Raw genomic sequence first — 22,073 nt, forward strand, 5'->3', positions numbered from 1 at the left:
GAGCTAGAAATGAAAATACGAATGGTTTAATCCGTCAATATCTGCCAAAATCATCATCGTTTGATGACGTGTCAAACGAACAAATAGAGCAGATAGAATTTGCACTCAACCATCGTCCTAGAAAAACCCTAGGTTGGTATACACCGAGTGAAGTTATGTCTGGTTTTTATACTGTTGCACTTGCCGCTTGAATCCGCCATTTAAAAATCAAGTATAAATTTTAAACATCCAACGTCTTTGCAGCTTGGTTTAACCTTTCCATTCAAACTCACTAAAAGATTGGTCTTCTTTCAGAGTATTTTCTACCGCTTGCGCCAATTGATTTAATAAACTTTGCTCGGTAATTCGTTCTAGCCAGTCTTGTTCCTCATTTGGGTATGAAGTAATTTCACAAACAAGATGCCCATCTTCACCACGGCTTTGACAGTTTACTGCCAAAGGCAGCGCATGTTGATCTACACTTACAGCGACTTGTGCACCACTCTGCGGCAACGTTTGAAAGCCATAATGAGATAAGTTTTGTGAAAGTAAATTCGCCACATAATTCTGTGCCAGAGTGCAATCTTGTAACTCTTGTTTATTTTCACAATTCGCCATAAATTTTAATTTGCGCATGCTCGAACCCAAAGGCTTTTTTCTTGTATGGGTTTAGCATAAGCAATAAAACGCAAACAGCCAAGCAAAAGCTTGGCTGTTTCAGCATAAAGTCTAGGCTTTGCGACTCTTCATCGCAGCCCCTATCGTTTTGGCTTATTCTGTCACTTGAATATTCAGACCTGCCACACCTGCAAGCTCAGTAAAGGTAGGGAAACTTGTTGCTACTGTTTCTGTACCTACAATTTTAATTTCACCAGAAGTACGCAAGCCTGCCATAGAGAAACTCATGGCGATACGATGGTCATGATGTGATTCAATCTCGCCGCCTGTAAATATCGCTGACCAGTCGCCTGCTTTGCCTTTACCCTGAATGATGATGCCATCGTCAGTTGGTGTGCAGTCAATGCCCATGGTTTTTAAACCATCTGCCATCACTTGAATACGGTCTGATTCTTTTACGCGCAATTCTGCAGCACCTGTCAGTACAGTTTGACCTTCAGCACAAGCTGCAGCAATGAACAATGCAGGAAATTCATCAATCGCCAATGGCACTTGATCTTCAGGAACATGAATCCCTTTTAAAGTACGTGAACCACGAATACGAATATCTGCAATTGGTTCACCGCCTGCAATACGTTCATTTTCCACGCTCAGGTCTGCACCCATTTGTTTCAGAATTTCAATCACACCTGTACGGGTTGGGTTAATGCCCACCGCTTCTAAGGTTACATCTGAATTTTCTGTAATGGCTGCACCCACCATGAAGAATGCCGCAGATGAAATATCAGAAGGTACTTGAATATCTGTACCCACCAATTTACCGCCGCCTTGCAATGAAATACGGTTACCTTCAGTTTTCACTTCATAACCAAATGCACGTAACATACGTTCGGTATGGTCACGCGTTGGTTCAGGCTCAGTCACTGAAGTTTCACCTTCTGCCCAAAGCCCTGCCAATAAAATACCTGATTTCACCTGTGCAGATGCCATTGGCAAATCATAGTGAATACCTTTCAGCGCTTGCGCACCTGTAATCGATACTGGCGGTGTGCCACGTTCACCCGTCGTTTGAATTTGTGCACCCATTTCACGCAATGGTTTAGCAATACGTTCCATTGGACGCTTGGTCAATGACGCATCACCTGTCATAACAGAATCAAACTGCTGTGCAGATAACATGCCTGCCAACAAACGCATAGATGTGCCTGAGTTGCCCATATAAATTGCGCTTGCAGGTGCTTTTAAACCTTGCATGCCTACGCCATGAATGGTGACTTCACCATTTTTAGGGCCTTCAATGCTCACACCCATATCACGAAATGCTTGCAAAGTCGCCAATGCATCTTCACCTTCAAGGAAACCTGTCACATGCGTAGTGCCTTCGGCAATTGCACCAAACATAATTGAACGATGTGACACAGATTTGTCACCCGGTACGGTAAATTTACCTTGGAAAGTCTTAGCACCTGGCAAAATCGTAAATTGTTGTGTCACGTTATTGTTCTCCATAAAAGGTTTCTTGGCGAGCATATGATTAAAATGCTGTCGTGCCGCTTGTGCATGTCCAAGCAAGCCCATTAAAGCATGCGAGTCTTCTTGTTCAATCAGTTGGCGAATAATCGCGAGTTGACTTTCAAAGCCATCCACCGCTTTTAACAATGCAGTTTTATTGGCCAAGAAAATGTCATGCCACATTTGTGGATCGCTGGCAGCAATACGTGAGAAGTCACGAAAGCCACCTGCAGCATAGCGGAAAATGTCTAAATTATCTTCCCGATTTGCCAATTGTTCGACCAAATTAAAGGCCATTAAATGTGGAAGATGACTGGTATACGCCAATACCTCATCATGTTTTTCCACATCCATGCAAATTACTTCGGCTTTGGCGCTTTCCCACATTTGAATCAGTTTATTGACTGCCCACGGCGCACTGCTTGGCAATGGTGTCAAAATGACTTTGTGATTGGCAAATAAATCAACCTTGCCTGCATGCACGCCTGTATGCTCTGCCCCAGCAATTGGATGCCCGGGTACAAAACCTGCAGGTAAATGTTCTCCAAAAACCGCTTTGGCTGCAGCCACGACACTGCCTTTGGTGCTGCCTACATCGGTCAGAATTACATTATCTGCCAAATGTGGCTGAATTAATCGCAAGACTTTTTCTGTGGCTTGCACAGGTAGCGCCAACACCACTAAATCTGCGCCTTGTACCGCATCTACAGGATTGTTAAAGCCTTGTTCAATTAATCCTAATTCCAAAGCATCTTGCAGCGTTTTTTCAGAACGGGTCGATGCCACAATATGCCGACTTAAGTTTTCTGCCAGCATTACACGTGCCAAACTCGAGCCTATTAGCCCGAGTCCGATAAATGCAACTTTTTCAAACAATGGTTGCGCCATGTTTTATGCCTTCGCTTCCTTGCCCAATACTTTGGCTAATGCACGCAGGAACTTGGCATTTTCTGCTTCTGTGCCAATTGAAACACGTAAATGGGTCGTAATACCCACAGGACGTACAATTACACCTTCTTTCAATAAGGCATTAAAAGTTTGACCTGGATCGGCTTCTACATCTACCAAAATAAAGTTAGCACGTGAAGGCACATAATTCAGACCCAATGCTTTAAAGCCTGCTTCCAATTGCGCCATGCCTGCTTTGTTGGTAATACGTGATTTTTCGATAAAATCTTCGTCTTTTAATGCCGCAACCGCAGCCACCATTGCCAAGTGATTGACGTTAAATGGTTGACGAATACGGTTTAAATAATCGGTCACTTCTGCAGAAGCTAAAGCAAAACCAACGCGCAGCGCCGCCAAACCATAGCACTTAGATAAAGTACGGCTCACGATTAAGTTTGGATATTGCTCAAGGAATTTAAGGCTGTTGAAGTTTTCTGGGAAATATTCCACATAGGCTTCATCTAATACCACAATCACCCGTGCAGGAACTTTTTGCATAAAGGCTTCAAATTCAGCCTCTTCAAACCATGTGCCTGTTGGGTTATTTGGGTTGGCAATAAAGATTAACTTGGTGTTGTCTTGAATTGCTGCCGCCATAGCATCCAAGTCATGTGAAAAACCTTTGGCAGGCACTTCAATCGCTTGAGCATTAATCGCTTGCGTTACCAAAGCATATACTGCAAAGGCATGTTGGCTGTACAACACTGAATCTTGATCTGAAACGAATGCGCGAGCAAACATTTCTAGCAAATCGTTTGAACCATTACCCAAAGTAATACGGTCATGCGCAAAGCCAAATTGTTTTTGAATTTGGTCTTTTAAAATAAAACCACCACCATCTGGATAGCGACCAATTTCAGCAATTTCTGCTGCAACGGCTTCTTTGACTTTGTCTGAACAGCCCAATGGGTTTTCATTTGAAGCAAGTTTGACGATATCTGTAATCCCCAACTCACGCTCAAGTTCACTGATTGGTTTACCTGGTTGATAAGGCTTTAACTTCGAGATGCCTTCATTGGCTGGGACAAACGACATTTTACACTTCCAGTTGACTAGGTGGTGAATGTGGCGCGCATGACAAACATGCACACCACTAAATTAAATACGGTTATAACACGGCAGCAGGATAAGAACCCAAGACACGAATTTCTTTCACCAATGGACGGATTTCTTCAATCGCTGCACGTACATTGTCTTGCTCGACATGCCCTTCTAGGTCAATGAAGAATACATAGGCCCATTTTTCAGGCAAGGCAGGACGTGTTTCAATACTGGTCAAGCTAATATTGTGCTTCGCAAATGGTGCAAGAATCTCAAGCAATGCCCCTGCGCGGTCATGTGCAGACACCAACAATGAAGTTTTATCATTGCCACTTGGTGGAACTTTCTCACGACCAATCACCAAGAAACGTGTGGTATTTTCTGGGTTATCTTCAATATTGCTATGTAAAATTTCGAGTTCGTAAATATTGGCCGCAATTTCAGAAGCAATTGCAGCAGAATGCCATTCATTACGAATACGGCGCGCTGCTTCTGCATTGGAGCTGAGTGCCACACGTTCTACACCCGGATAATGCACATCTAACCATTTACGGCATTGTGCCAAAGTTTGCTGATGCGCATAAATTTGTTTAATGCTGTCTTTACGAGTGTTTTCTGACACAAGGAATTGGTGATGAATACGCAATTCCACTTCACCAATCACATTTAATGGCGATGATTTAAAACAGTCTAAAGTATGGTTCACCACACCTTCAGATGAGTTTTCGACAGGCACTAAACCATAGTGCGCACTACCTGCTTCCACTTCACGGAAGACTTCATCAATAGTAGGCAAAGGACGCACAATCGCGTCTTGACCAAAATGTTTAAGTACTGCGGAATGCGTATAAGTACCAATTGGCCCTAAAAACGCAATACTTTGTGGCGCTTCAAGTGCCAAACATGCCGACATAATTTCACGGAATAAACGTGCCATGGTCACATCAGACAACGGCCCTTCGTTGCGCTCCATAACATTACGTAAAACTTGCGCTTCACGTTCAGGACGGTAAAACAACGGGTTCTCTTCTGCTGCAAATTTTGCTTTCGCCACCGCTTCAGCAAGTCGTGCTCGACGGTTAATCAGCTGCTGAATCTGTTGATCTACAGAGTCAATATCTTCACGGATTTTAGCGAGATCAAGAGAAGTCGTTGTGTTCTGATCGTCTTGGATCATTGTTATGTCGCCCTTCATAAACATTTTGCAAATAGTATAACAATAGTTAGCTTTCAAATGTTGCGCAATACAACTTTCAGTGTTTCAGATTTAAAAACATACAGTTGATCAAAGCATCACCAATCTATACATTTAAGCCGCAACTTTGCACAACGTACCGCTTAAAACTGGGCAACTATGCTTTTCTTTTTTGCATCTCTAATTCTAAGCGGTGTAATTTTATTTTTAAGTGTAATTATCAATCAGCTCATTGCTTTTAAGTCTGATCAAATTCATAAAAAAAGAGCCAGCACTGGGCTGACTCTGGAGATGATCCTTGATCTTTATTCAATTGGACTTTTAGGCATTGTTTTAACGCCCCAATAAACCACGCGCGACAATTTCTTTCATAATTTCATTGGTTCCACCGTAAATTCGCTGGATTCGCGCATCGACAAAGAAACGAGAAATCGGGTATTCCGTCATATAGCCATAACCGCCAAACAGTTGCAGCAATTGATCGGCAATTTTCATTTGCATATCTGTCGCAAAGCTTTTTAAAGCGGCTGCAGTTTCGACGTCCAGTTTGCCCTGCATATACAATTCGACGTTTTGATTATAAAAAGCAGCGGTTGCCAATTCATCAATTTTAGCCTGTGCCAAAACAAAACGGGTATTCTGGAACTGACCAATGGCTTGTCCAAACGCCTGACGCTCTTGCACATATTGTGTGGTCACATCAATTGAACCACGAATAGCACCCAATGCTGTGGCTGCAATCGCGGTACGTTCACGTGGCAATTCTTGTATTAAATAGGCAAAACCATGCCCTGCCTGTCCCAACAGTTGGTTTTTCGGCACTTTGACATTGTCGAAGAATAGCTCTGACGTATCTTGTGAATGCAAACCAATTTTTTCCAAATTGGTGCCTTTTTTAAAGCCTTCCAAGTGAGTATCGACCAACATGAGCGACACGCCTTTGGCACGTGCTTGCGGATCAGTTTTTACTGCCAAAACCACCAAGTCTGCATGCTGACCATTGGAAATAAAGGTTTTAGAGCCATTCAGTACATAATGATCTTCTTGCAAAATGGCATTAGTACGCATGGCTTGTAAGTCTGAACCCGCACCTGGCTCGGTCATGCCAATTGCACCAACTACTTCACCCGACACCATTTTAGGTAGCCAGTATTGTTTTTGTTCTTCTGTACCAATATGCAAAATGTACGGCGCAGCAATTTCAGAGTGACAGGAAATACCTGTAGAGAGTGCGCTATAACCTGCACGTGCCGACTCTTCGACCAACATTAGGGAATAATGCGTTGGAACACCATAGCCGCCATATTCTTCAGGCACATCAATACATAAAAAGCCATTTTCACCTAACAGATTCCACACGCTGCGCGGCATGATGCCCTCACGTTCCCACGCAGCATAATGCGGTGCAATATGCTCCTGCATAAAACGTCGAAAGTTATCTCTAAATAATTCTAAATCAGCATCATAAGCCAGCATATCCAATCCTTTATTTTTCAATTGTTGTTTTCAATAGTATCCATGCTATGCATTTTTATACAGGCTGTCATGTGTTATCCCTACAGATTGTCTTACTTTACAGTCAAACTTTAGTCGTCATTTCAGATATGCAATGAAACTTGTGGCAGCTCGTACAAGCTGAAGCTGTGAATAGTGCTGCAAACTGTTGCCGAAGTTTATACACTAGTATACTAACTAAAGATGTGTGTGAACTCGCTTATGCCAAATACAAACCCCAATAAAAGAAATATTTATAAAGATGCAGAACATCCATTCGCACAATTTATTCGAATTATTGGCAAAGGCAAAACAGGCGCACGTTCACTGACCTATGACGAGGCCTATCAAGCTTTTTCTATGATTTTGCGCAATGAAGTGTTGGATGTGCAATTGGGTGCTTTTTTAATGTTGCTGCGTGTGAAGGAAGAATCTGTAGAGGAGTTGGCAGGTTTTGTACAAGCTACCCGTGATCAACTGCAATTTAAACCGCTTCAGGTCGATTTAGACTGGTCATCTTATGCAGGTAAACGCAGACATTATCCGTGGTTTTTATTGGCAGCGCTGACTTTAGCAAAACATGGCTATAAAGTGGTGATGCATGGTGCTTCTGGGCATACCATCAACCGTTTATATACCGAACAAGCACTGCAATATTTAGATTATCCAATTTGCCAAAATGACCTAGACGTTGAACAGCAATTGGCACAGCGTAATTTTGCTTACTTACCATTGGATGTTATTTCACCGATTTTGAGTGAGTTGATTAATTTACGCAATGTGATGGGTTTACGTTCTCCTATTCATACCCTTGCCCGTTTAATCAATCCATTTAATGCCAAAGCCACCATGCAGGCGATCTTCCACCCCGCTTATCGCAGCTCGCATCAACAAGCCGCATTTCAGTTGGGTTATCAAAACAGTGCAGTAATTAAAGGCGAAGGCGGTGAATTTGAGCGCAACCCTGATGCCAAGACATTAATTTGTGGCATCAAAAATGGCGCTTTATATGAACACGAACTGCCTAAACTGACCGATAACCGTAGCCCTGTAGAAGAAGAATTGGATTTGGCAGTATTTAAAGCCGTCTGGCTAGGTCAGCAAGTCCATGAATATGGTGAAGTTGCCATTACCGAAACCATGGGTATCGCGTTATATACCATGGGCGTTTGTGATGATTATGCAGCAGCAATGCGAAACGCACAGCAGCTTTGGCAAAATCGTCACAACTAAAACTTTATTGAAGATACAAAAAAGACACCCATCTCAGGTGTCTTTTTCATCTTTCATTTTTTCTGAAAGCAGTTTTGCATCGTTTAAACAAAACGAATTGGTTTAAATTCTTCATGATTGTGATGATCATCATCACACTGCTCGCCTTCTTCTTTAGTGCCACGGTCAATATAACCACTACGCTCAGTTTCAGGCAGGTTTTTCATTTCCCACGCATATACTGCTTGCATACAAATTTGACGTTGCTCTTGGGTCAGCGCAACACCGTTTGGCCACTTGCCAATTTCAATTGCCGTTTTTAAACGTCCAACAATTTCAGGATCGAGTACGGCAAGCATTTGTTCAATATTCATCATTCATCCTGCTGTTGCATTGATTCAAAATCTTGATTCCACCCTAACTTAGTACGACAAGCCATATAGAAGTCATAACCTGGTGGATGTAATAAATTTAATTTATAAGGATGTTTGCGGATATGCAAACTATCTCCAACATTTAATGAAACACTATGTTGACCGTCAGCACTAACCATCGGCAACACACGGTTTTCACGAATATTGATTTTAATTTCGCTGTGTCCACCCACCACAATTGGGCGTGAAGACAAGGTATGTGGATGCATAGGCACCAATGCAATTGCATCCATGCTCGGATGTACAATTGGGCCACCACCCGACAAAGCATAAGCCGTTGAACCTGTTGGGGTCGAAACGATTAAACCATCACTGTGCTGACGATAGACATATTGCCCATCAATATTCAGTTCAAAGTCAATCATGTGAACCGACTTACCCGAATGTAGCACCACATCATTTAAGGCAATCGCTTCATAAATGATTTCACCTTTAGAGCGCACTTCCATTTCCAATAAAAAACGACGGTCTGACTGAAAATGTCCTTGCAAAACCTGATCGAGTTTAAAGATTACTTCTGTCGGTTTAATATCGGTTAAAAAGCCTAAACGCCCACGGTTCACACCAATTACAGGGGTATTGTATTTAACCAAAGCGCGCGCTGCGTGCAGCAATGAACCATCCCCCCCCACCACAATCACCAAATCGACCACTTCGCCTAATAAAGCACGGCTGACTGTTTGGGTGTTGTTATAAGGTACAAGTTGAGCAGTGTCAGAATCAAAAACGGGATGCAAACCCAATCCTAAAATATGGTCGTGAATCAGACATAATGTTTCTACGACAGAATATTTGTCTGGACGGCCAATCAGTCCAATGTTCCGAAAGTTCTTATGTGAAATTTGCACCTGCGATATCGCTCCGCTACGATTCGACGCCTATCATAGCACTAACCTAGTTGATTTAAAAAAACTTTAAAACTACATTTCTGCTCAATTTTATGACGATATTTTCCCTTCAGTCACAGATTAATTATTGCAAATTCAGTAAAAGCTTCGCATGATTAGCAAAATTTATCAGGATCTTATCGCGATTTATGAAGTCTGAGCGTGGCATAGGCATAATTGCATTACTATTTTGCATCATCGTTATTGGTGGATTTATTGCATTTAGTATCTACTTGATTCGTCTGGATAATATTGTCAGAGACAAATTTGAAGGACAGCGTTGGGATATTCCAGCCAAGGTTTTTGCACGCCCGTTAGAAGTGTATAGCAATGCACCTGTCAGCCAGACCGACTTTACTCAAGAACTGAAACTGCTTGGCTATAAAAATACAGATAATTATGCTAAATCAGGCAGTTATGTCAGCGATGGTAATACTTTATTTGTGCATACCCGTGGTTTTGACTTTGGAGACAGTGTCGAACCTGAACAGGTTTTAAAAGTCAGTTTTGCCAACAATCAAATTAGTGAAGTGAGCGCCACCAAACCATCTAATACAGGTATTGCACGTTTAGAACCGATGTTGATTGGCGGAATTTATCCACAGCACAATGAAGATCGTGTGCTGATTAAACTGAATAAAGTACCTAAACCGCTGATTGAAGCCCTTATTGCCACTGAAGATCGTAATTTCTATCAACATCACGGCGTTTCAATTCGTGGTACTGCACGTGCTATTGTCAGCAACGTCACTGGTGGCAAACGTCAGGGTGGTTCTACCCTTACGCAGCAATTGGTGAAAAACTTTTATTTAAGCCCAGAACGCACCTTAAAACGTAAGGCCAATGAAGCACTCATGGCCATGCTGATTGAACTACATTACAGCAAAGATGAAATCTTAGAAGCCTATTTAAATGAGGTGAATTTAGGTCAAAACGGTAACTATTCTATTAATGGTTATGGTCTAGCTTCACAGTTTTATTTTGGTATGCCGTTGCGTGAGCTAAACATTTCACAACAAGCCTTTTTGGTCGGTTTGGTACAAGGTCCATCATTATATAATCCTTGGCGCAACCCTGAAGCTGCCAAAAAACGTCGTGACATTGTACTAAACAATATGTTGGTGATGGGTTATTTAAACCAAGAACAATATGAAAAAGAAACTGCGCGTCCCTTAAATGTCATTACAAAACCGACCATTGGCCCTGCCCGTTTCCCTGACTTTTTAGATATTGTCCGCCGTCAATTACGTACTGAATATCAAGAAGGAGATTTGACCAATCAGGGTTTGCGTATCTTCACGACGCTTGATCCGATTGCACAAACCAACGTACAAAATGCTTTTAAAGCATCGGTTGAGCGTTTAAGTAAAGCCAATCCAAAGCGTTTAAAAGATTTACAAGGCGCGGTGCTGATTTCTCATCCTGAAAATGGCGAGTTAGTGGCAGCGGTAGGTTCTACGCAAGATTTTACGGGTTTTAACCGTGCCTTGGATGCCAAACGTCAAGTTGGCTCACTGCTCAAACCAATTATTTATTTAAGTGCGATTGAGTCTGGTCGATATAACTGGGCAAGTCCTGTAGAAGACAGCCAAATCAGCATCCCAATTGATGGTAAATCTTGGACACCACGTAATTATAGCGGCAGCGATCATGGGATTGTGTCTATGTCACAAGCCCTATCTCAGTCTTATAACCTATCTGCAGTTCGTTTGGGACAGGAGTTTGGATTATCTACCTTCCGTAATCACCTCATTAAATTTGGTGTACCAAGTGATGCGGTTCCGCAATATCCATCTATTTTCTTGGGTGCGGTAGATTTATCACCAATGCAAGTGATGGACATTTACGGTAACTTTGCCACAGGTGGTTTTAAATATCCGACCAAAGCGATTCGCACCGTAGTCGATGCCAATGGACGTTTACTGGATCGTTATGGTTTAACCGTACAACAAACTATTGATCCTTCTGCCGCCTATATTTTGAATTATGGCTTACAGCAAGTGATGAGTTCTGGTACAGGTCGTTCAGCTTACAATAGCTTATCGACAGATTTAAAATTGGCAGGCAAATCAGGTACAACCAATGATACTCGTGATTCATGGTTTGCGGGCTATTCAGGCAATTATTTAGCCGTTGTATGGCTTGGTTTGGATGATAACAAAGTCACAGGCTTAACAGGCTCGTCTGGTGCTTTGCCTGTCTGGAGTAATGTGATGCAGCAATTGCGTCAAAAACCTGTCAACTTACGTCAGACCGAACAAATTCAATGGCATTGGATTGACCGCAGTTCTGGGCATTTATCTGCACAAGGCTGTGAAGGTGCGATGTATATTCCAGTGAATCGTAATAATGTACCGCGTCAGGCAACCGCATGTGGTTTTTCACACTATCAAGTTGAACCCGTTTACCAACCCGATACTGAAACTCAGCAAACAGCTCCTGAAACCAGTGACAGTATCGAAAATTATATCCGTGAAACTGAACCTGTATCAGATGACAATACCGATGGTCGTGTCATCTCAAGCGGCAGTTATATCAATTAAACTTGAGGATATCGATTGGTTACGCTTATGAAATTATCACGTTTAAGACAGGTTTTTTTCACCACATTCGCTATGGGTGCGATGGCAACGATTGTAGCTTGCCAGAGTTTACCTGAACCGCCTGCTCCTCAGCCTGTGCCTGAAAAACCTAAAACTGTGACGACACCAGAAGGTGTGGTGATTCGTCCTTATGAACGTGAAGAAATTAAGCGTCAATCGTTGCAAGTGGTGGTGCCACAACAAACCGTGCAACAAAAATTAGAGGATGGTCGTAGTTTGCCTGCTTTTCAAAAGTTGATGCAGCAAACCCAGACCGCTTATAAACAAGGTCAATTCAATCAGGCCGAAACAGCAGCTTTGCAAGCGCAGCGACTTGCCCCGCAAGCGGCTGAAACCTATTTATATTTGGCTTTAATTGCCAACCAAAAAAAGCAACCTGCCAATGCAGAAGCCTTGGCACGTCGTGGTTTAAGCTATGCACAAAGCGATGCCATGAAACGTCAATTGTGGTTAGTCATTCAAAAAGCAGCACAGCAACAAAATAATGCCAAAAGCCTTGCGCAAGCCCAACAAGCTTTGAAGGATTTGTAAGGACGATGATTTAATAAACTAAAAATCGCTGAGTGTAATTACATCAGCGATTTTTTATTTGTCAAACCAGAAATTCAAATAAAACGTACGCCTGCAATGCCATAGGCATGATGCTGCTCTGCGGTAGTTAAATCATCTTGAGTTAAGCCACCCAAAGCAAAAACAGGAATATCGACAAACTCAGCAATCTGTTGGAATTTTTCCCATCCTAAAGGTGTGGCATCATGATGCGTAGTAGTTGCTAAAACAGGGCTGAGCAAAATTGCTTCACAGCCAATTTGCTGTGCATGTTGTGCCGAAACAATATCATGACATGCTGCAATATAACGCTGCCCGACTTTTAAATCGCCCTTTTGGAATTGCATTAGTTGCGATTGTTTCAAATGAATTGCTGCAATCGCGTGTTGCTGAATCGTATTTAATTGCTTCCACAATTCCAAATTGATAATCACTTGCCCCAGTTGCTCAATGCAATATTCTGACAATTCAACCTTGCAGGCAGCATTGGGCTCAACCCGCCAATACAGCAGTTTTTGCTTAGGCAAATTTGCTAAATGTTTTAAATCTTCACTGACTTTAATAGCCTGTTGCCACGCCAGTCGTTGCACAATTGCACGATTGGCTTGCGGAAAATTCAGCTCTAAAAGTTGCGGACGGCTAAACCATGTCCAAGGCACTTGAATATCTTTTAATAAAGCCGCAGGTACAGCAGCCTGAAAAATATGCAGATTGACAATCACATCATCATATTCATGGCAAATAATATCAAAGGCATGCCAATGCTGTATGCCAATACCAACTTCTTCAAACACCTCACGGCGGCAGGCATCTACAGGAGTTTCGCCTGCTTCCACTTTTCCACCAGGAAACTCGTGTTTATTGCCCTGATGTTGTTTGGCTTCGCGCCAACCCACTAACACTTTGTTTTGATGAAATAACAGCGCAATTGCCACATGAATATTTGGCTTGGACATGAACCCGTTTCCTTTTCTGCAATGTACGTTTAACTGCAAATTGTAGACTTTTATAAAATTAAAAATAATCCGTTGACAGGTTTACATGATAATGATTATCATTTAAAACAATTCTTACACACCACGGAGTAACTCAAAATGAACGCCCCATTTAATTTATTTTCACTTCATTCAGACACTCAGCATGCCCTACCTATGTTACATTCAAATAACTTGTTTGCGCTAGGACGCGAAATTCGTATTTTGCATGCAGGCGAAGAATATCGTTTACGCTTAACCCGTAACAATCGTCTTATTCTCACAAAATAATTAAAATAATCAACACAATAATAAACGTGGAAACAGCAGTATGAATCAGCGCATACTGCTTTTAAGTTCTGACTTGTCTAATTTTAACTTGCTTCCTAAAACCAATCATATTTACAACTGGGCTTTAGGCAACAAAATACGCACTTTTAAACCACCTTGTTCAGCACGTGAAAATTCAATTTTTCCTGCATGCAACTCTATAATTTTCTTACAAATCGACAGTCCTAAACCAGAACCTTGAGCTTTACTGCCTAAAGCACGGTAAAAGCGTTCGCCCAAACGTGCCAAAACGTCATCAGTCACTGCATGACCATTGTCGGCGATGCAAATTTCCTGCATCAATTCATGCGGTTTCGCTTCAATCCAAATACGTCCTTGAGGTGCTGCATAACGCACTGCGTTGTCAATCAAGTTGCGCAGGCAGCTAAATAGCAATTCAGGATTGCCTTGCACTTGTATCGGTTGAATATCTGACTGAATCTGAATGGCTTTTTCCTGAATAAACGGCGTCAGACTTTGTAAAACTTCCTGCACCAAGTCTGCTATAGATACCGCACTTTTATTTAACGATGCCGCATCTGTCGGGTCTAAACGTGCCAATAACAGCAAATTTTCCAATACTTGTGTACCACGACTGACATCACGCTGAATTTGCTCTAAATCTTGTGCCAACTCAGGTTGTTGTTGGTATTTACGTTTTAGCACCTGCAAACGCAATTGAATGGCAGATAAAGGAGAGCGTAATTCATGCGAAGCATCTGCTGTAAATCGCTGTTCTGCAATTAAAGACTGCTCTACTCGCCCCAACAATTTATTCAATTGCTGCAGCATGGGTTGCAGTTCTTTCAATTCAGGTTGTGTGGGGATAATTGGCGTCAAATCATGTTGATTTTTTTCTGCAATTTGTTGGGAGAGTTGCTGAATCCGCTTAAATTGACGACCAATCATAAAATGCACAATGGCCCATTGCAGCAACCACAACAGCAATAAAATAGCGGCATAACCTAAACTGGTTGCAGCAATTTCCTTGAAGCGATATTTAAGCGGCTGCGCGACAATCACATGCAAGCCATCTTCCTCTGCCACATAGCTGCGCCAAATTTGTCCATCTTGCCAGTGAAATGAAAAACCATGCTCAGATACCACGGCAAGCTGAGACAAGTGAAGCTGAGAAATGTCATGTTCATCTTCAGAGGTAGTCAAAATCAGATCATCTAATCCCAATTGATAGGCAATATGAAATTGCTCACTCAACTCATCGACCTGATTGCCTGCATGGTCACGCAAGTCTGCTCGCAGCAACATATCGGCTATTTCATCCATAATGTCATCATGCACGCGCATGGTCTGATAACTGGCAACCGCCAATAATAAAATCAGGGCGAGTCCACCCGCCAAGACCGAACTTAAAACGGAGCTTTTAACCAGTTTGGACTGTAAAGAAATGACCTGTTTAGACATGCGGAGATCAAACTGAATTAGTTATCTTGCTGCATACGATAGCCTAAACCTCGGATGGTTTTAATGCGGCTACTGCCAATTTTTTTGCGTAATTGATAAATAAATACTTCAATCGCATTACTTTCAATTTCATCGCCCCATGCATATAAAGACTCTTCGAGCTGTTCACGAGTCACCACATGCTGCGGGTTTTGCATCAGTTTATGTAAAATCTGGAATTCCTTGGCCGTTAAATTGACCTGTTGATCATCCACTTTCACTTGTTTGCTTTGCGTATCTAAAACCAAGTTGGCAAATTCAAGCTGCTGTGTCGGATGACTTTGCGCACTGCGTAACTGACTGCGTACCCGCGCCGATAGTTCTTCAAGGCTAAACGGTTTGACCAAATAATCATTGGCACCTAAATCAAGTCCCTGTACCCGATCTTGAATACTATCGCGCGCAGTAATAAAAATAACAGGTGTGTCCTGTTGCTGCTGTCGTAAAGCGTGCAGAATTTCATCACCGCTATTTTTAGGCAACCCACGGTCTAACAACACACAATCATAATGATGCTGCTGAATCGCTAAAATGGCATGATCACCACGTTCAACCCAATCGACATTATAACCATCCATTTCCAGCCAAGTTTTTATACTTTCTGCTTGCGATACATCGTCTTCAGCCAAGAGTAAGCGCATATCTTCCTCTGTTATTTATGCTTCAAAATTTTATGATTTCAAAATACTTTACATGATAAAACCACATACACCTTACAGCGTATGTGGTTTTTGAGTGAAATCAGTTTTGTGTAGCAACTAATGCTGTTTTACACAGCGTAGATTTAGAAACGAACTTGATCCACATCTATTTCAATACGTTTTGTAGGCTTGTGATCAATATCCACTTCACCAATTAAGGTAACAGGCGTTTTGGCAGAAACTGCTTTGCCATTCCATAAGTCATCATCAATATCGACCGTAATAGTGCCTGTGTTATCACGGAACTGATATTTTTCATCACCAATAGATTTCACCACATAACCTTTTAACTGCACTTTGCTGTCATCTTTCAGGCTTAAAGCTTGTTTTACAGTTACATTTTGATGTAGTGCTTGGGTGTTAATGCTGTCGTTTGCCATGGTGATTGAAGCCATTGCCATTAAACCTGCCATCAACATTGCTTTCATTGTAAATTTCATTGCTTCACCTTTTTGTGTTGCTCATTTCGTTATGGTGATTAAAACAAAGCAAGATGAGCTGAATCTTAAGATTTCCATTTTTTAAAATTCATCGTAAAAAGTTTGAATCTGCTAATTTAATGGCACGACTCGCAACACTTCCTCTAAAGTGGTCATGCCTTCTAAAACTTTGCGTGCGCCTGCAATACGCAACGGTTCAATGCCCTCTTTTTTAGCTTGCTGACGTAATTCATTTAAATTGGCATTGACACTGATGAGCTGTTTGGTGTCTAAACTTAAAGGCATAAACTCATAAATTCCGACCCGACCTTTATAGCCCGTTTGACGACATTCATCGCATCCGACAGGTTTAAACACTTGTGCAGGCATTTCCATAATGTAGTCAAAGGTCAAATGTTCCCAGTCTTTTTCATTTATTGAGCCTTCCTGCTTACAATGCGGACATAGCTTACGCACCAAACGCTGTGCCAAAACGCCTAAAATTGTGGCAGCAGTCAAAAATGGCTGCACGCCCAAATCATGCAAACGAGTCAAACTTGACGGCGCATCATTAGTATGCAGTGTCGATAAAACTAAATGCCCCGTCAGTGCCGCTTGAATCGCCATATTTGCGGTATCCTGATCTCGAATTTCTCCGACCATAATAATGTCAGGGTCTTGACGCATTAAGGCACGCACACCATCGGCAAAACCTAAATCAATTGCAGTATTCACCTGCATTTGGTTAAAACTCGGTTCTAACATTTCAATCGGGTCTTCAATGGTGCAGACATTGACTTCATCGGTAGCCAATTGCTTTAGCGATGAATACAGCGTGGTGGTTTTACCCGAACCTGTAGGGCCTGTAACCAAAATAATGCCGTGACTATGTGCAGTCAGGGCATGCCATTCATTCAACAAACGACTATCAAAACCCAATTGCTGAAAACTGCGTACCAATACTTCTGGGTCAAAAATACGCATCACCAGTTTTTCGCCAAACGCCGTTGGTAAGGTCGATAAACGCAGTTCAGTTTCTTGTCCTTTTGGAGTTCGGGTTTTTAAACGTCCATCTTGCGGTTTACGTTTTTCGGCTACATTCATACGCCCTAAAATTTTAATCCGTGAGATGACTGCGGTAAGCGTATTGGCAGGCATGTTATAGATGGTGTGCAACACGCCATCAATACGAAAACGTACTTTGCCTGTGTCTTTACGTGGTTCGAGGTGAATATCACTTGCGCCTTGTTCAAAGGCAAATTGCAGCACCCAATCCACCAACTTCACAATATGTTGATCATTGGCATCTGGGTTTTGGGTATCGCCCAATTGCAATAAAGCCTCGACCCCTTTATTTTCACGGTCATGTGCAGAAGATTTTTGTGATGAGTGTACTGCGCGACTCACTTGGTAATATTCGATCAAATAACGCTGTAATTGATCTGGGCTGAGTAAAACTCGCTGAATTTTTTTGGGCAATAAACTATGTTCTAAGTTGGCAACCCATTCTTTTTTATAAGGTTGATCTGTCGCAATTAACACCGCATCTGCAGTCACTTCCACCGCTAAAATACGGTTACGCAGTGCAAATTCCTGCGACATCACAGCTGTTAAAGCAGCAACATCGGCTTTTAACGGATCAATAATATAGAATGGCAAGCCTGATTTATCAGCCAGCCATTGGCATAAACGGTTTAAAGTTAAAGTGGTTTGGGGATGACTTTGATCGACCAAATTAAAGTTGGCAATCCATTGTAACGGATGCCATTTTAATTGATCACGTTGACGATGCGTGGTTTGTACCAAAGCCTGATCACGTTCGGTAATTTTACCATCTTTGACTAATTGTTCTAAGCACCAAGTACTGTCTATTTCAAAATTAAAATTCATTGTTATATGCCCCAAAATCTGGGTTTACTATAGCAGAGTTTGCTTTCAGGGCTGAATGACTTCTTTAATACAGTAATCTTGTATGGTTCGATTAAGCCATAATTTTAGAGTGAAAATAGATTCATAAATGGCGATAAACACAATTCAAATATATGATGTTTAAAATAACACCTTGTATTTGGAATGTTGCTGTGGATTTTCTGACTCCTCCATCTTTGGTTACAACCAATTTTCCCGAACTGCTCACCATGTTTGCAGCAGCACTCGGCTGTGGCTTACTGATTGGATTAGAGCGCGAACGCAGTAAAAAAAATGGACAACATCATCATTTTGCAGGCGTACGCACCTTTGGAATTTGCGCATTATTAGGTGCAATTTGCTTCTTATTGGGCATGAGCATTGCCATTGTAGGTGCACTGATTGTTGGCGGAATAGGCTTATATTCCCTCAAAAATCAAGCGGAAGATGACCCAGGTGCAACCACAGAACTGGCCTTCGTCATGACCTATTTTATTGGTGCCTTATGTTTATGGAATATTCCATTGGCAGCAGGTTTATCGGTCATTTTGACAGGTTTACTCATGACCAAGCACACCATGCATGGCATTGTCAGTCAGTGGATTACCGAAGCTGAACTACGTGATGGCTTGTTTTTACTGGCTTTGGTGTTAATTGCCTTGCCACTGACGCCTAATACTGCACTATGGGGCAATGTGCTTAATCCTTATGTGATTTTAAAATTATTGATTTTAATTCTAAGTGTGCAGGCTTTGGCGCATATCGCCAAGCGTTTACTCTCAAGCAGCAACGCCCTCATATTATCTGCAATTGCTTCAGGTTTTGTATCAAGCACCGCAACCATTGCCAGTTTAGGCATGGAAGTACGCGCAGGTCGTGGCGACGCACGTGCCAATGCAGGTGCAGCGCTGATGTCTTGCGTGGCAACTTTAGCGCAAATGTTGATTATTGTGGCGGGTGTCAATCTGGAGTGGTTTAAGCTGTTAATTATGCCCAGTCTGGCAGGCATTGGCATTTTAATTTTGGTCGGCGTATGCTTGCTTAAAAAGCATAAAAATACGACAACAGCAAAACCTGAAGCCGACACCCGTATGTTTAGCCTTAAAGAAGCCGCTATTATTGTGGCGACCTTAACCGCAATTCAAGCCATGGTCTACGGCTTAGAGCAAATGCTTGGCGACGCAGGCTTAATCATTGGTACCTTACTCGCCTCTTTATTTGAGGTGCATGCCGCCATTGCTACTGTGGTGATGCAAGGTCCACCCAGTCAGCAAATGTTGCTGTACGCCTTAATTTTAGGTCTTGTTGCTCATGCAATTTCTAAATGTATCAATGCCGCACTCATTGGCGGCTTACGTTTTGCACTTTATTTCGCACCTACCCAAATTTTGCACATGCTGGCGTTGGTGGCTATTTTATATATGATGGTTTAATCGACAGCGATTAAAACAATTTTTAGGATGTGTACTGCGTGCTGATCGACACGGAAACTGACATCAAAATCTGCAAAATTCATGGTGTAAATTCGTTCAGCATCATCCTGATATGCAGGTCGTGGATCTAAAGACAAGACCTGTTCCAATTCCTGCGCAATCTGTGGCTGTAATACGCCAGATTCGAGCAACTGATTTTTTTGCGCTTCGGCTGTGTCCATCCATAGCACTGTTTTTCTTATGGGTTCATCTTGCGCATAACCACTTTGTGCATCAGGCACAGCATCTGAATATTGAATATAAGGTTTAATATCCAAAATAGGCGTGCCATGCAACAAATCTGCTCCTGTCACATAAACTCGCAGTGACTTACCCACTTTTTTGACCTGTTTAAATTGCACTACAGATAAACCAATGGGTGCAGGTCGATACATGCTGCGCGTCGCAAACACACCTATTTTTTGATTACCACCCAAACGTGGCGGACGCACTTGTGCACGAAAACAGGGGTTTTGCTGTTTCTGTACGGTTGGATGAGCATCGGTTTGGTTTTTATTGTCGTGAAATTGCCAGATTAACCATAAGTGACTAAACGCTTCGATCCCTTGAAATGCCAACACATCGTTATAAGGCGCTTGCATTTCAATATACGATTCGACCTGTACCAGATTTGGTTGACGAGGAATACCAAATTTTTCTCGGTAGGGAGAGTGCATAAATCCGATTATTGGCATTTTTAGATCAGTCTTCATCACTTTTTCTGATAAGCTCAATTAAATATATTCAGTTTATAGAGAATGATTTTAGATTAGAATAGCAAGCTGTTCTAATTTGATAATTTATTGAGACCTTTAATGGCTGCTTTCAACGTCGAAAAGATTACTCACGTACACCACTGGAATGACACTTTATTCAGTTTTAAAACGACTCGCGATACCGCACTACGTTTTAAAAACGGTCAATTTGTGATGATTGGTCTGGAAGTAAATGGCAAGCCTTTAATGCGCGCTTACTCTATTGCCAGTGCTAACTATGAAGAAGAGCTAGAATTCTTCTCAATTAAAGTACCTGATGGCCCTTTAACGTCTATTTTACAAAAAGTAAAAGTGGGCGATGAATTGCTGGTTTCTAAAAAACCTACAGGCACTTTGGTACTGGATGATTTAAATCCTGGTAAAAACCTATACTTACTTTCTTCAGGTACAGGTCTAGCTCCATTTTTGGCAACCATCCGCGACCCTGAAACTTATGAACGCTTTGAAAAAGTGATTGTGGTTCACGGTACACGTTTCATTTCTGAATTGGCTTATCAAGATTTAATTCTAAATGAATTACCAAATCACGAGTTTTTCCAAGAACTTGGTATTCGTGAAAAACTGGTATATTACCCAACCGTTACACGTGAAGAATATCCAAACCAAGGACGTGTGACCACGGCAATTGAATCGGGTGAAATCTTTGAAAAAATTGGTTTACCACGTTTTAACCCTGAAACTGACCGTGCCATGTTATGTGGTAGCCCTGCATTCTTAAAAGATGTTGCAGCATTACTTGACCAACATGGTTTAAAAGAATCACCACGTATGGGTGAATTGGGCGATTACGTGATTGAACGTGCTTTCGTTGAAAAATAAAAGCTGTTGAATCTAAAAAAACCGAGCTAAATAGCTCGGTTTTTTGTCATTAGCATCAATTAACGTACACTGCGACCTTCTTGGTTAGCACGTCCTTCACAGTGTGCACCACCACCAATTACAAACCCACGCTCTGCCTGACATGAACCAATCATACGACCACTCGAATCATAAGTTGTCACTTTTGAAGCACAACCTGTCATCAAAATAGCCGCTGTTAATGCGATTAAACTAGAAATTTTCATTGTATTACCCCTCTAAAAAATTAGTCTTGTTGCAGTGAAATCTGCGAATTATTTGGTATGGTTGGCAATAAACCCGTGCGCTCATCTACTTTAGAATAGTTAATGCCTTGTATGTTGGCACCACCATAACACACAGCTTTAGCCCCCAAAATAAAGCCCTGTGTAGCGACACATGAACCAATCACTTGCCCTGCAGTATCATAAGTCACTACTTTAGAACTACAGCCAGCCAAAGCAATCAGGCTTGCTATAGAAAATAATTTAATTAGTTTCATTTAACCCTCAATTTAAAAAAAATTAAATATTATTCATCGTGTAAATTATTTTTAAATACATCAATTTATTTTTAATTTTAGTTATATATTATTTTGGCGGATTCAAGCGGCAAGTGCAACAGTATAAAAACCAGCCATAACTTCACTCGGTGTATACCAACCTAGTGTTTTTCTAGGACGATGGTTGAGTGCAAATTCTATCTGCTCTATTTGTTCGTTTG

Annotated in this window: 22 protein-coding genes and 1 pseudogene; 7 read left to right on the forward strand and 16 right to left on the reverse strand. The window is 41.7% G+C overall.

Features of this window, described 5'->3' with window-relative positions; all coding sequences use genetic code 11:
• Positions 1–191: IS30 family transposase (locus FTU35_RS12525; protein WP_178319630.1), on the forward strand; the 191-nt coding region annotated here is incomplete at its 5' end.
• A 58-nt stretch (positions 192–249) separates the two neighbouring features.
• Here FTU35_RS12525 and FTU35_RS12530 read toward each other — a convergent pair.
• The 5 genes from FTU35_RS12530 to FTU35_RS12550 all read right to left on the reverse strand — a co-directional run bounded on the left by FTU35_RS12530 (position 250) and on the right by FTU35_RS12550 (position 6,769).
• Positions 250–615, reverse strand: a complete 366-nt coding sequence (locus FTU35_RS12530) for a hypothetical protein (RefSeq protein WP_004972981.1) — start codon at positions 613–615, stop codon at positions 250–252.
• A gap of 135 nt (positions 616–750) precedes the next feature.
• Entirely contained in the window at positions 751–2,997 is a 2,247-nt protein-coding gene (locus FTU35_RS12535; RefSeq protein WP_136144523.1) for a bifunctional prephenate dehydrogenase/3-phosphoshikimate 1-carboxyvinyltransferase, read from the reverse strand.
• A 3-nt stretch (positions 2,998–3,000) separates the two neighbouring features.
• Complete coding sequence (gene hisC, locus FTU35_RS12540) at positions 3,001–4,092, reverse strand: histidinol-phosphate transaminase (protein ID WP_180064771.1); 1,092 nt, start codon at positions 4,090–4,092, stop codon at positions 3,001–3,003.
• A 73-nt stretch (positions 4,093–4,165) separates the two neighbouring features.
• A complete protein-coding gene (gene pheA, locus FTU35_RS12545; protein ID WP_131261775.1) occupies positions 4,166–5,275 on the reverse strand; it encodes a prephenate dehydratase in 1,110 nt (369 codons plus the stop codon).
• A 351-nt stretch (positions 5,276–5,626) separates the two neighbouring features.
• A complete protein-coding gene (locus FTU35_RS12550) occupies positions 5,627–6,769 on the reverse strand; it encodes an acyl-CoA dehydrogenase family protein (protein ID WP_179988816.1) in 1,143 nt (380 codons plus the stop codon).
• Between the two features lie 240 nt (positions 6,770–7,009).
• Here FTU35_RS12550 and FTU35_RS12555 point away from each other — a divergent pair, with 240 nt between their 5' ends.
• Entirely contained in the window at positions 7,010–8,020 is a 1,011-nt protein-coding gene (locus FTU35_RS12555) for a glycosyl transferase family protein (RefSeq protein ID WP_154320589.1), read from the forward strand.
• 83 nt (positions 8,021–8,103) lie between these two features.
• On the opposite strand, the gene FTU35_RS12560 is transcribed toward FTU35_RS12555, so the two are convergent.
• The gene (locus FTU35_RS12560) at positions 8,104–8,373 is read right to left on the reverse strand and encodes a YeaC family protein (protein WP_131261778.1); all 270 of its coding nucleotides are present in this window, start codon (positions 8,371–8,373) and stop codon (positions 8,104–8,106) included.
• Positions 8,373–9,290 carry an NAD(+) kinase gene (locus tag FTU35_RS12565; RefSeq protein WP_207973958.1) on the reverse strand — a complete coding sequence of 306 codons (918 nt, stop codon included), beginning with the start codon at positions 9,288–9,290 and terminating at the stop codon, positions 8,373–8,375. The genes FTU35_RS12560 and FTU35_RS12565 overlap by 1 nt, the downstream gene beginning before the upstream one ends.
• A 179-nt stretch (positions 9,291–9,469) precedes the next feature.
• Between FTU35_RS12565 and mrcB the strand changes: the two genes are divergently transcribed.
• Positions 9,470–11,863, forward strand: a complete 2,394-nt coding sequence (gene mrcB, locus FTU35_RS12570) for a penicillin-binding protein 1B (RefSeq protein ID WP_180064772.1) — start codon at positions 9,470–9,472, stop codon at positions 11,861–11,863.
• A gap of 72 nt (positions 11,864–11,935) precedes the next feature.
• Entirely contained in the window at positions 11,936–12,454 is a 519-nt protein-coding gene (locus FTU35_RS12575) for a hypothetical protein (RefSeq protein ID WP_096901888.1), read from the forward strand.
• A gap of 74 nt (positions 12,455–12,528) precedes the next feature.
• Here the strand turns inward: FTU35_RS12575 and FTU35_RS12580 are convergent, their stop codons facing one another.
• Positions 12,529–13,428 (reverse strand): NUDIX domain-containing protein, encoded by a 900-nt coding sequence (locus FTU35_RS12580; protein WP_180043799.1) that lies wholly within the window; start codon positions 13,426–13,428, stop codon positions 12,529–12,531.
• Between the two features lie 138 nt (positions 13,429–13,566).
• Here FTU35_RS12580 and hemP point away from each other — a divergent pair, with 138 nt between their 5' ends.
• Positions 13,567–13,737, forward strand: coding sequence for a hemin uptake protein HemP (gene hemP, locus FTU35_RS12585; protein ID WP_180051480.1), 171 nt, complete (start codon positions 13,567–13,569; stop codon positions 13,735–13,737).
• 111 nt (positions 13,738–13,848) lie between these two features.
• Here the strand turns inward: hemP and FTU35_RS12590 are convergent, their stop codons facing one another.
• The 4 genes from FTU35_RS12590 to FTU35_RS12605 all read right to left on the reverse strand — a co-directional run bounded on the left by FTU35_RS12590 (position 13,849) and on the right by FTU35_RS12605 (position 18,247).
• The gene (locus tag FTU35_RS12590) at positions 13,849–15,198 is read right to left on the reverse strand and encodes a HAMP domain-containing sensor histidine kinase (protein WP_131261781.1); all 1,350 of its coding nucleotides are present in this window, start codon (positions 15,196–15,198) and stop codon (positions 13,849–13,851) included.
• Between the two features lie 17 nt (positions 15,199–15,215).
• The gene (locus FTU35_RS12595; protein ID WP_004972960.1) at positions 15,216–15,878 is read right to left on the reverse strand and encodes a response regulator transcription factor; all 663 of its coding nucleotides are present in this window, start codon (positions 15,876–15,878) and stop codon (positions 15,216–15,218) included.
• Between the two features lie 143 nt (positions 15,879–16,021).
• Positions 16,022–16,378: a NirD/YgiW/YdeI family stress tolerance protein gene (locus FTU35_RS12600; protein WP_179988821.1), complete on the reverse strand. Its 357-nt coding sequence runs from the start codon at positions 16,376–16,378 to the stop codon at positions 16,022–16,024.
• Between the two features lie 111 nt (positions 16,379–16,489).
• A complete protein-coding gene (locus tag FTU35_RS12605; protein ID WP_180064773.1) occupies positions 16,490–18,247 on the reverse strand; it encodes a GspE/PulE family protein in 1,758 nt (585 codons plus the stop codon).
• A gap of 248 nt (positions 18,248–18,495) precedes the next feature.
• On the opposite strand from FTU35_RS12605, the gene FTU35_RS12610 reads away from it, so the two are divergent.
• Positions 18,496–19,698 carry a DUF4010 domain-containing protein gene (locus tag FTU35_RS12610; protein ID WP_180064774.1) on the forward strand — a complete coding sequence of 401 codons (1,203 nt, stop codon included), beginning with the start codon at positions 18,496–18,498 and terminating at the stop codon, positions 19,696–19,698.
• Here FTU35_RS12610 and tsaA read toward each other — a convergent pair.
• Positions 19,695–20,432: a tRNA (N6-threonylcarbamoyladenosine(37)-N6)-methyltransferase TrmO gene (gene tsaA / locus FTU35_RS12615; protein WP_207973603.1), complete on the reverse strand. Its 738-nt coding sequence runs from the start codon at positions 20,430–20,432 to the stop codon at positions 19,695–19,697. The two genes, FTU35_RS12610 and tsaA, sit on opposite strands and share 4 nt — an antisense overlap.
• Before the next feature lie 120 nt (positions 20,433–20,552).
• Here tsaA and FTU35_RS12620 point away from each other — a divergent pair, with 120 nt between their 5' ends.
• Entirely contained in the window at positions 20,553–21,332 is a 780-nt protein-coding gene (locus FTU35_RS12620; RefSeq protein ID WP_004972950.1) for a ferredoxin--NADP reductase, read from the forward strand.
• Between the two features lie 59 nt (positions 21,333–21,391).
• Here the strand turns inward: FTU35_RS12620 and FTU35_RS12625 are convergent, their stop codons facing one another.
• The 3 genes and pseudogenes from FTU35_RS12625 to FTU35_RS12635 form a co-directional block, all read right to left on the reverse strand.
• A complete protein-coding gene (locus FTU35_RS12625) occupies positions 21,392–21,577 on the reverse strand; it encodes a hypothetical protein (protein WP_004972947.1) in 186 nt (61 codons plus the stop codon).
• Between the two features lie 20 nt (positions 21,578–21,597).
• Entirely contained in the window at positions 21,598–21,852 is a 255-nt protein-coding gene (locus FTU35_RS12630) for a hypothetical protein (RefSeq protein ID WP_004972946.1), read from the reverse strand.
• A 102-nt stretch (positions 21,853–21,954) separates the two neighbouring features.
• Positions 21,955–22,073, reverse strand: a pseudogene (locus FTU35_RS12635) (IS30 family transposase); the annotation flags it as partial.

The sequence above is a fragment of the Acinetobacter sp. YH12095 genome, assembly GCF_013419245.1.
GTDB lineage: Bacteria > Pseudomonadota > Gammaproteobacteria > Pseudomonadales > Moraxellaceae > Acinetobacter > Acinetobacter towneri.

Coding starts and splice junctions, on each gene's coding strand:
- FTU35_RS12530 (WP_004972981.1), bottom strand. CDS start 615: ATGCGCAAATTAAAATTTATGGCGAATTGTGAAAATAAACAAGAGTTA.
- FTU35_RS12535 (WP_136144523.1), bottom strand. CDS start 2,997: ATGGCGCAACCATTGTTTGAAAAAGTTGCATTTATCGGACTCGGGCTA.
- hisC (WP_180064771.1), bottom strand. CDS start 4,092: ATGTCGTTTGTCCCAGCCAATGAAGGCATCTCGAAGTTAAAGCCTTAT.
- pheA (WP_131261775.1), bottom strand. CDS start 5,275: ATGATCCAAGACGATCAGAACACAACGACTTCTCTTGATCTCGCTAAA.
- FTU35_RS12550 (WP_179988816.1), bottom strand. CDS start 6,769: ATGCTGGCTTATGATGCTGATTTAGAATTATTTAGAGATAACTTTCGA.
- FTU35_RS12555 (WP_154320589.1), top strand. CDS start 7,010: ATGCCAAATACAAACCCCAATAAAAGAAATATTTATAAAGATGCAGAA.
- FTU35_RS12560 (WP_131261778.1), bottom strand. CDS start 8,373: ATGAATATTGAACAAATGCTTGCCGTACTCGATCCTGAAATTGTTGGA.
- mrcB (WP_180064772.1), top strand. CDS start 9,470: ATGAAGTCTGAGCGTGGCATAGGCATAATTGCATTACTATTTTGCATC.
- FTU35_RS12575 (WP_096901888.1), top strand. CDS start 11,936: ATGGGTGCGATGGCAACGATTGTAGCTTGCCAGAGTTTACCTGAACCG.
- FTU35_RS12580 (WP_180043799.1), bottom strand. CDS start 13,428: ATGTCCAAGCCAAATATTCATGTGGCAATTGCGCTGTTATTTCATCAA.
- hemP (WP_180051480.1), top strand. CDS start 13,567: ATGAACGCCCCATTTAATTTATTTTCACTTCATTCAGACACTCAGCAT.
- FTU35_RS12590 (WP_131261781.1), bottom strand. CDS start 15,198: ATGTCTAAACAGGTCATTTCTTTACAGTCCAAACTGGTTAAAAGCTCC.
- FTU35_RS12595 (WP_004972960.1), bottom strand. CDS start 15,878: ATGCGCTTACTCTTGGCTGAAGACGATGTATCGCAAGCAGAAAGTATA.
- FTU35_RS12600 (WP_179988821.1), bottom strand. CDS start 16,378: ATGAAATTTACAATGAAAGCAATGTTGATGGCAGGTTTAATGGCAATG.
- FTU35_RS12605 (WP_180064773.1), bottom strand. CDS start 18,247: ATGAATTTTAATTTTGAAATAGACAGTACTTGGTGCTTAGAACAATTA.
- FTU35_RS12610 (WP_180064774.1), top strand. CDS start 18,496: ATGTTTGCAGCAGCACTCGGCTGTGGCTTACTGATTGGATTAGAGCGC.
- tsaA (WP_207973603.1), bottom strand. CDS start 20,432: ATGCCAATAATCGGATTTATGCACTCTCCCTACCGAGAAAAATTTGGT.
- FTU35_RS12620 (WP_004972950.1), top strand. CDS start 20,553: ATGGCTGCTTTCAACGTCGAAAAGATTACTCACGTACACCACTGGAAT.
- FTU35_RS12625 (WP_004972947.1), bottom strand. CDS start 21,577: ATGAAAATTTCTAGTTTAATCGCATTAACAGCGGCTATTTTGATGACA.
- FTU35_RS12630 (WP_004972946.1), bottom strand. CDS start 21,852: ATGAAACTAATTAAATTATTTTCTATAGCAAGCCTGATTGCTTTGGCT.